The sequence below is a fragment of the Mesorhizobium sp. M7A.F.Ca.US.005.03.2.1 genome, assembly GCF_003997795.1.
GTDB classification, from domain to species: Bacteria; Pseudomonadota; Alphaproteobacteria; order Rhizobiales; family Rhizobiaceae; genus Mesorhizobium; species Mesorhizobium ciceri.
Map to the genome: position 1 here is coordinate 1 of NZ_RZRP01001180.1, position 1,473 is coordinate 1,473.

The following is a 1,473-nucleotide window of genomic DNA, read 5'->3' on the forward strand; positions in this document are numbered from 1 at the left end:
ATGTGGCGCTGCGCGTTTTCGTCGGCGGCCGCGTGGCGAGTGTCTCGGCGACAGCGGCGTCCGACCCGAAAACGCTGGCCGAGCGCGCCGTGGCGATGGCGAAAGTGTCGCCGCAGGATCCCTATCAAGGGCTGGCCGATCCGGCATTGCTCGCCAAACAGACGCGCGATCTCGACCTGTTCGACGCCACCGAAGTGTCGGCAGACCAGTTGAAGGAAGCCGCATTGGCGGCGGAAGCGGCAGCGCTTGCCGTCAAGGGCGTGACCAATTCGGCCGGCGCCAGCGCCGGTGCCGGGCTGGGCGGCCTGGTGCTGGCCACCTCGCACGGCTTCCTCGGCCACTATGTCGGCTCGCGTTTTTCGCGCTCGGCCAGCGTTATCGCCGGCGAGGGCACCGGCATGGAGCGCGACTATGAATTCTCCTCGCGCCAGCATTTTGCAGATCTCGATGCGCCCGAGGACATCGGCCGCAAGGCCGGCGAGCGCGCCGTGCGCCGCATCGGCGCGCGCAAGGCGGCGACCGGGCCGGTCGACGTGGTGTTCGACCCACGCGTCGCGCGCGGCATCGCCGGCCATCTCGCCGGCGCCATCAACGGCGCCTCGGTCGCGCGCAAGACCTCGTTCCTGCGCGACATGATGGGCAAGCAGGTGGCCGCCTCCGCCATCACCGTCACCGACGAGCCGCTCCGGCGACGTGGCCAGGCCTCGCGTCCGTTCGACGGCGAAGGCGTCGAGGGCGAAAAGCTGTTGATGGTCGAGAAGGGCGTGCTCAACCACTGGTTCCTGTCGACCTCGGCTGCAAGGGAGCTGGGCCTCGTCACCAACGGCCGCGGCGCACGCAGCGGCTCCTCCGTTACGCCATCCTCCACCAATCTCGCCATCGAACCCGGCGAGCGGTCGCCGGAAGAGCTGATCAAATCGCTCAAGACCGGCTTCTACGTCACCGAGGTGTTCGGCCAGGGCGTCGACATGGTCACCGGCGAATACAGCCGCGGCGCTTCCGGTTTCTGGATCGAGAATGGCGAACTGGCCTATCCCGTCGCCGAGGTCACCATCGCCTCGAACCTGAAGACGATGTTCCTCAACATGGTGCCGGCCGATGACCTCGACCGCAATTTCGGCACCGCGGCGCCGACGCTCCTGATCGAAGGCATGACCCTTGCCGGAGCATGACCTGACCACTGCCGGAGCCACCGAAGACTTGCCGCTGCTGCGCGATGCCGCCCGCGAGGCGGGGGTGATCGCCATGCGCTACTTCGGCAACAGCCCGCAAGTCTGGATGAAGGGCGGCACATCACCGGTCAGCGAGGCCGACCACGCGGCCGACGCCTATCTGCGCGAAACATTGCTGGCGGCGCGGCCGGATTATGGCTGGCTGTCGGAAGAGACAGTTGACGATCCGGTCCGGCTTTCGGCACGCCGCACCTTCGTCGTCGACCCGATCGACGGCACGCGCGGTTTCCTGGAAGGCCAG

2 protein-coding genes are annotated in these 1,473 nt (G+C 67.8%); both read left to right on the plus strand.

Translation table 11 applies throughout. From position 1 onward, the window contains the following. The coding region (locus EN991_RS35980; protein ID WP_164769648.1) for a TldD/PmbA family protein at nucleotides 1-1,172 on the plus strand (1,172 nt) is incomplete at its 5' end. Then, nucleotides 1,159-1,473: inositol monophosphatase family protein (locus tag EN991_RS35985; RefSeq protein WP_281058849.1), on the plus strand; the 315-nt coding region annotated here is incomplete at its 3' end. The genes EN991_RS35980 and EN991_RS35985, both read left to right, overlap by 14 nt.